This window comes from Neisseria flava (genome assembly GCF_982712965.1).
Genome location: NZ_CEXQBZ010000066.1, coordinates 1 through 6,930 on the forward strand (window position 1 = coordinate 1; position 6,930 = coordinate 6,930).

Annotated in this window: 5 protein-coding genes; 3 read left to right on the forward strand and 2 right to left on the reverse strand. The window is 52.1% G+C overall.

The genetic code is table 11. The annotated features are described in order from the left end of the window. Nucleotides 1-170: 170 nt before the first annotated feature. Nucleotides 171-923, forward strand: a complete 753-nt coding sequence (locus tag AC5M9B_RS03950) for a lysophospholipid acyltransferase family protein (protein ID WP_204828079.1) — start codon at nucleotides 171-173, stop codon at nucleotides 921-923. A gap of 104 nt (nucleotides 924-1,027) precedes the next feature. Here the strand turns inward: AC5M9B_RS03950 and groL are convergent, their stop codons facing one another. Together groL and groES are read right to left on the reverse strand one after the other, a co-directional pair. Continuing rightward, entirely contained in the window at nucleotides 1,028-2,662 is a 1,635-nt protein-coding gene (gene groL, locus AC5M9B_RS03955; protein ID WP_003744506.1) for a chaperonin GroEL, read from the reverse strand. 96 nt (nucleotides 2,663-2,758) lie between these two features. After that, nucleotides 2,759-3,046, reverse strand: coding sequence for a co-chaperone GroES (gene groES / locus AC5M9B_RS03960; protein WP_003744509.1), 288 nt, complete (start codon nucleotides 3,044-3,046; stop codon nucleotides 2,759-2,761). A gap of 434 nt (nucleotides 3,047-3,480) precedes the next feature. On the opposite strand from groES, the gene fetA reads away from it, so the two are divergent. Both fetA and AC5M9B_RS03970 read left to right on the forward strand, forming a co-directional pair. Beyond that, nucleotides 3,481-5,649 (forward strand): TonB-dependent siderophore receptor FetA/FrpB, encoded by a 2,169-nt coding sequence (gene fetA / locus AC5M9B_RS03965; protein ID WP_455007415.1) that lies wholly within the window; start codon nucleotides 3,481-3,483, stop codon nucleotides 5,647-5,649. Nucleotides 5,650-5,860: 211 nt separating this feature from the next. Further along, nucleotides 5,861-6,820: a siderophore ABC transporter substrate-binding protein gene (locus AC5M9B_RS03970; RefSeq protein ID WP_487648282.1), complete on the forward strand. Its 960-nt coding sequence runs from the start codon at nucleotides 5,861-5,863 to the stop codon at nucleotides 6,818-6,820. The last annotated feature ends 110 nt before the right edge of the window (nucleotides 6,821-6,930 follow it).

The window sequence follows — 6,930 nt, forward strand, 5'->3', positions numbered from 1 at the left end:
GCAGGCGGGAGTCCAGACTGTCAGTATTCAGAAATATTCAAAGGTTACTGTAATCCCAAACCCCGGATTCCCGCCTGCGCGGGAATGACGGAATGAATGTTCCTGATTTGAAGGTTACTACATATTTTGTCCTCCCTATTTTTCAGACGACCTATCCGACAGGTAAAAACATGCTCCTTATCCGCAACCTGACCTACTGGTTCATCCTCAGCACCAGCCTGATTTTACTTTTCCCCTTCATGCTCCTCGCCCTGCCCGTCCAAGGCGGCGCGCACAAAATGGCGCAAATCTGGGTACGCATCCTCAACTGGTCGCTCAAACACATCATCGGACTCAAATACCACCTTATCGGTGCCGAAAACATCCCCGACCGCCCCTCCATCATCTGCGCCAAACACCAAAGCGGCTGGGAAACCCTCGCACTGCAAGAAATCTTTCCGCCGCAGGTTTACGTCGCCAAACGAGAGCTGTTCAAAATCCCCTTTTTCGGCTGGGGTCTGAAACTCGTCAAAACCATAGGCATAGACCGCAGCAACAGCCGCGAAGCCAACAAACAACTGATGGAACAAGGCATGGCGCGCAAAAACGAAGGCTACTGGATCACCATCTTCCCCGAAGGCACACGCCTGCCGCCCGGCGAAAAAGGCCGCTACAAACTCGGCGGCGCGCGCATGGCGAAAATGTTTGAAATGGACATCGTCCCCGTCTCCCTCAACAGCGGCGAATTTTGGCCGAAAAACGCCTTCCTCAAACACCCCGGCACCATTACCGTCATCATCAACCCCGTTATCCCCCACAACAGCGGCACAGAAGCCGAATTGATGGCGGAATGCGAAAAACGGATTGAAACTCAACAACCCCTGATTGAGGGGAAAGGACCGTTTGCGGCAAAAAATAGGAAAGCAACAGCATCGCCATCATGATAAAAGGTCGTCTGAAATTCGGTTTTCAGACGACCTTCTTTCAAAGAAAAAAACCTGCACGGTTGTCCGTGCAGGTTTTTGTTTGCGCTCAGGTTGGGACAACCTTACATCATGCCGCCCATACCACCCATGCCGCCCATGTCAGGCATAGCAGGTTTTTCTTCAGGGATTTCAGCGATCATACAGTCTGTGGTCAGCATCAGGCCGGCGATAGACGCGGCGTGTTGCAACGCGGAACGGGTTACTTTGGCGGGGTCGAGTACGCCCATTTCGATCATGTCGCCGTATTCGCCGGAACCTGCGTTGTAACCGTAGTTGCCTTTGCCTTCCAGCACTTTGTTCACGACCACGCTAGGCTCGCCGCCTGCGTTGGCAACGATTTGGCGCAGCGGAGACTCAACGGCGCGCAAGACGATTTGTACGCCTGCGTCTTGGTCGGCATTGCCGGTGTGCAGGTTTTCCAAAGCGGCACGGGCACGCAACAGGGCTACGCCGCCGCCTGCAACCACACCTTCTTCAACGGCTGCGCGGGTAGCGTGCAGCGCGTCTTCAACGCGGTCCTTTTTCTCTTTCATTTCAACTTCGGTAGCGGCACCGACTTTGATTACTGCCACGCCGCCTGCCAGTTTGGCAACGCGCTCTTGCAGTTTTTCTTTGTCGTAATCGCTGGTCGCGGTTTCGATTTGTTGGCGGATTTCGGCAACACGCGCTTCGATTTGGGCAGCGTCGCCAAAGCCGTCGATGATGGTGGTGTTTTCTTTACCGATTTCGATGCGTTTGGCTTGACCCAAGTCTTCCAGAGTGGCTTTTTCCAAAGACAGGCCGACTTCTTCGGCAATCACGGTGCCGCCGGTCAGGATGGCGATGTCTTGCAACATGGCTTTGCGGCGGTCGCCGAAGCCCGGAGCTTTCACGGCAACGGTTTTCAGGATGCCGCGGATGTTGTTCACCACCAAAGTCGCCAAGGCTTCGCCTTCTACGTCTTCAGCGATAATCAAGAGCGGACGGCTGGCTTTTGCCACTTGTTCCAAAACAGGCAGCAGGTCACGGATGTTGCTGATTTTTTTGTCGAACAGCAATACAAACGGATTGTCCAGCGCAGCGATTTGTTTTTCCGCATCATTGATGAAGTAAGGGGACAGGTAGCCGCGGTCGAACTGCATACCTTCGACGACATCCAATTCGTTTTCCAAAGATTTGCCGTCTTCAACGGTAATCACGCCTTCTTTGCCGACTTTTTCCATCGCTTCGGCAATAATCGCGCCGACTTGTTCGTCGGAGTTGGCGGAAATCGAGCCGACTTGGGCGATTTCTTTAGAAGTGTCGCAAGGTTTGGCGATGTTTTTCAGCTCTTCAACCAAAGCGGCAACGGCTTTGTCGATACCGCGTTTCAGGTCGGTCGGGTTCATGCCGGCGGTCACGTATTTCATGCCTTCCGCTACGATGGCTTGAGCCAATACGGTAGCGGTAGTGGTACCGTCGCCCGCTACGTCGTTGGTTTTGGACGCAACTTCTTTCACCATTTGCGCGCCCATGTTTTCGAATTTGTCTTTCAGTTCGATTTCTTTAGCGACGGTAACGCCGTCTTTGGTGATGTGCGGGCCGCCGAATGCGCGGTCAACGACTACGTTGCGGCCTTTAGGGCCCAAAGTTACGCGGACGGCGTTTGCCAAAGTGTTCACGCCGCTGACCATTTTTTGGCGGACTTCGTTACCGAACTGTACGTCTTTTGCTGCCATGTTTTGATTCTCCAAAATTGTTTAATGTTGTTTGAGGTCGTCTGAAAACCTTGTACGTCTTTTCAGACAACCTGTTGTTCTGAATACAAGGAATGTTTATTCGACAATACCGAAAATATCTTCTTCGCGCATCACCAACAGCTCTTCGCCGTCGGCTTTTACGGTTTGACCGCTGTATTTGCCGAAAATCACTTTGTCGCCGACTTTGACATCCAGCGGACGGCGCGCGCCGTCTTTACCGATTTTGCCCGCACCCACGGCGATCACTTCGCCCATGTCGGGTTTTTCAGCAGCTGCGCCCGGCAAAACGATGCCTGATGCGGTTTTTTCTTCAGCTTCCAAGCGTTTGACGACGACGCGGTCGTGTAAAGGACGGATGGTCATGTTTTATGCTCCGATAAATAGTTTGAAAACAATCATCTGCCTTCATCCGGCAGATGCGGTTTGAAAAAGAAGGCGGCAAGTTTGTCAACAAACTTACCTTAACACAGCGGCAAATTAGGGTTTGTCCCGATAAATTCAAGGGAAGAAGTAAAAATTTTCTATGCGGGGTCGGCGGGGTCGTCTGAAAACGGGCATAACAGGTTGCGCACCATCACCACCCTACTTTCAATGCTGATCAAGCAGGCAGACATTTTCAGACGACCTTTTACAGACGGCGGGCTTCACATACTTCAATCAACAAAAAACCAGACACTATCGGCACAAACCTATGCACACCTTTACAAAATAATATCCTACCTTTAAAATAAATAAAAATTATTATTAATAAATAATTTATCGATTAACTGAAACTTATCCAACAGAAGGAAATTTCCATGACTTCGCCCCTGTTCCGCTTCAGCCTGCTTTCAATGGCACTCGCCGCCGGTTTTGCCCACGCGGAAAACGAAGCAAAAGAAAGCGTTACCCTTGATACCGTTACCGTAAAAGGTGACCGCCAAGGCAGCAAAATCAAAACTAATATCGTTACCCTTCAACAAAAAGACGAAAGCACGGCAACCGATTTGCGCGAATTGTTAAAAGAAGAACCTGCCATCGATTTCGGCGGCGGTAACGGCACATCCCAACACATGACCTTGCGCGGCATGGGTCAGAACTCTGTCGACATCAAGGTGGACAACGCCTATTCCGACAGCCAAATCCTTTACCACCAAGGCAGATTTATTGTCGATCCCGCTTTGGTTAAAGTCGTTTCCGTACAAAAAGGCGCGGGTTCCGCCTCTGCCGGTATCGGCGCAACCAACGGCGCGATCATCGCCAAAACCGTCGATGCCCAAGACCTGCTCAAAGGCTTGGATAAAAACTGGGGCGTGCGCCTCAGCAGCGGCTATGCCTCTAATGACGGCGTAAACTACGGCGCAAGCGTATTCGGAAAAGAGGGCAACTTCGACGGTTTGTTCTCTTACAACCGCAACGATGAAAAAGAGTACGAAGCAGGTAAAGGCTACAAAAGTCCCAACGGCGGCAAAACCGTACCTTACAGCGCACTGGACAAACGCAGCTACCTGGCCAAAATCGGAACAACCTTCGGCGACGGCGACCACCGCATCGTGTTGAGCCACATGAAAGACCAGCACCGGGGCATCCGTACTGTGCGTGAAGAGTTTACAATCTTCGAGTCCGACCCTGCAAAAGACAGGCAGAAACCCTCATACCGTGAAACTACCCAATCCAACACCAACTTGGAGTACACGGGTAAAAACCTGGGCTTTGTCGAAAAACTGAACGCCAACGCCTATGTGTTGGAAAACGAACGCTATTCCGCCGATGACAGCGGCAGCGGTTACGCAGGCAATGTGGTCGGCCCTAACCATACCCGAATCGCCACTCGTGGTGCGAACTTCAACTTCGACAGCCGCCTTGCCGAACAAACCCTGTTGAAATACGGTATCAACTACCGCCATCAGGAAATCGAGCCGCAAGCGTTTTTGAACAACGAATTTAAGATCTCCGGTAAGAAACCAGACCCCAAAGATCCTAAAAAAGAAATAGATAAGACCGATGAAGAAAAAGCGAAAGACAAGAAAGTTATGGATCTTGTCCATTCCTACAAACTGTCCAACCCGACCAAAACCGATACCGGCGCGTATATCGAAGCCATTCACGAAATTAACGGCTTTACCCTGACCGGCGGACTGCGTTACGACCGCTTCAAGGTGAAAACCCATGACGGCAAAACCGTTTCAAGCAGCAGCCTTAACCCGAGTTTCGGCGTGATTTGGCAGCCGCACGAACACTGGAGCTTCAGCGCAAGCCACAACTACGCCAGCCGCAGCCCGCGCCTGTATGACGCGCTGCAAACCCACGGCAAGCGCGGCATCATCTCGATTGCCGACGGCACCAAAGCCGAACGCGCGCGCAATACCGAAATCGGTTTCAACTACAACGACGGCACGTTTGCCGCAAACGGCAGCTACTTCTGGCAGACCATCAAAGACGCGCTTGCCAATCCGCAAAACCGCCACGACTCTGTCGCCATCCGTGAAGCCGTCAATGCCGGCTACATCAAAAACCACGGTTACGAATTGGGCGCGTCCTACCGCACCGGCGGCTTGACTGCCAAAGTCGGCGTAAGCCACAGCAAACCGCGTTTTTACGATACACACAAAGATAAATTGTTAAGCGCGAACCCCGAGTTTGGCGCACAAACCGGCCGCACTTGGACGGCTTCCCTTGCCTACCGCTTCCAAAATCCGAATCTGGAAATCGGCTGGCGCGGACGCTATGTTCAAAAAGCCGTGGGTTCGATATTGGTGGCAGGTCAAAAAGGTCGCGACGGCAAACTGGAAAACGTTGTACGCCAAGGTTTCGGTGTGAACGATGTCTTCGCCAACTGGAAACCATTGGGCAAAGACACGCTCAATATCAATCTTTCAGTTAACAACGTGTTCAACAAGTTCTACTATCCGCACAGTCAACGCTGGACCAATACCCTACCAGGTACCGGACGTGATGTACGCTTGGGCGTGAACTACCGCTTCTAAAAAGAGCGGGTAAAATACGGGCAGGTCGTCTGAATCAGCTTCGGTTTTCAGACGACCTGCCTGTCAATCAGATTTCTCAATCTGGCATTTTCCAAATTTTTTTGACAACGGCAGGATTGGAACAGGTGTTTGGTGCGAGCATCCGCTTTGCGGATTTTCAGACGACCCGTCCATATTACCTGCCCGAACCCGACAACGGAGAAATTATCCCATGTTACGTTTAACTGCTTTAGCCGTATGCTGCGCCCTTGCTTTGGGCGCGTGTTCGCCGAAAGATTCCGCTTCAAACCAAAACGCCCAAACCGCTTCCGCAGCCCAAACCGAAGGCGCAGATTTGACCGTCAAAACGACGCGCGGCGACGCGAAAGTGCCGCAAAATCCTGAACGTATCGCCGTTTATGACTTGGGTATGCTCGATACTTTAAGCAAATTGGGCGTGAAAACCGGTTTGTCCGTCGATAAAAACCGGCTGCCTTATTTGGACGAATATTTCAAAACGACAAAACCTGCCGGTACGCTGTTCGAGCCGGATTACGAAGCACTCAACGCCTACAAGCCGCAGCTCATCATCATCGGCAGCCGCGCAGCCAAAGCGTTTGACAAGTTGAACGCCATTGCGCCGACCATCGAGATGACCGCCGATACCGCCAACCTCAAAGAAAGTGCCAAAGAGCGTATCGACGCTTTGGCGCAAATCTTCGGCAAACAGGCGGAAGCCGACAAGCTGAAAGCCGAAATCGACGCATCTTTCGAAGCCGCGAAAACCGCCGCGCAAGGTAAAGGCAAAGGTTTGGTGATTTTGGTCAACGGCGGAAAAATGTCCGCCTTCGGACCGTCTTCACGACTGGGCGGCTGGCTGCACAAAGACATCGGCGTTCCGGCCGTTGACGAAGCCATCAAAGAAGGCAGCCACGGTCAGCCCGTCAGCTTCGAATACCTGGAAGAGAAAAATCCCGACTGGCTGTTTGTCCTCGACCGAAGCGCAGCCATCGGCGAAGAAGGGCAGGCGGCGAAAGACGTGTTGAACAATCCGCTGGTTGCCGAAACGACTGCATGGAAAAAAGGACAGGTGGTTTACCTCGTTCCCGAAACCTACTTGGCGGCGGGCGGCGCGCAAGAATTGCTGAACGCGTCCAAGCAAGTTACCGACGCGTTTAATGCGGCGAAGTAAGTTGATTTGATTTAAAAAAGGTCGTCTGAAACCTGAACTGGCCCCCAAATCTTGGACACTCATAAAAGCCTTTTCAGGCGCTCTGTGCAAGCTGGGTTCTGTATGCGACA

Bases quoted from the DNA above. Each gene is read 5' to 3' on its own strand.
- AC5M9B_RS03950 (WP_204828079.1), top strand. From the start codon at position 171: ATGCTCCTTATCCGCAACCTGACCTACTGGTTCATCCTCAGCACCAGC.
- groL (WP_003744506.1), bottom strand. From the start codon at position 2,662: ATGGCAGCAAAAGACGTACAGTTCGGTAACGAAGTCCGCCAAAAAATG.
- groES (WP_003744509.1), bottom strand. From the start codon at position 3,046: ATGACCATCCGTCCTTTACACGACCGCGTCGTCGTCAAACGCTTGGAA.
- fetA (WP_455007415.1), top strand. From the start codon at position 3,481: ATGACTTCGCCCCTGTTCCGCTTCAGCCTGCTTTCAATGGCACTCGCC.
- AC5M9B_RS03970 (WP_487648282.1), top strand. From the start codon at position 5,861: ATGTTACGTTTAACTGCTTTAGCCGTATGCTGCGCCCTTGCTTTGGGC.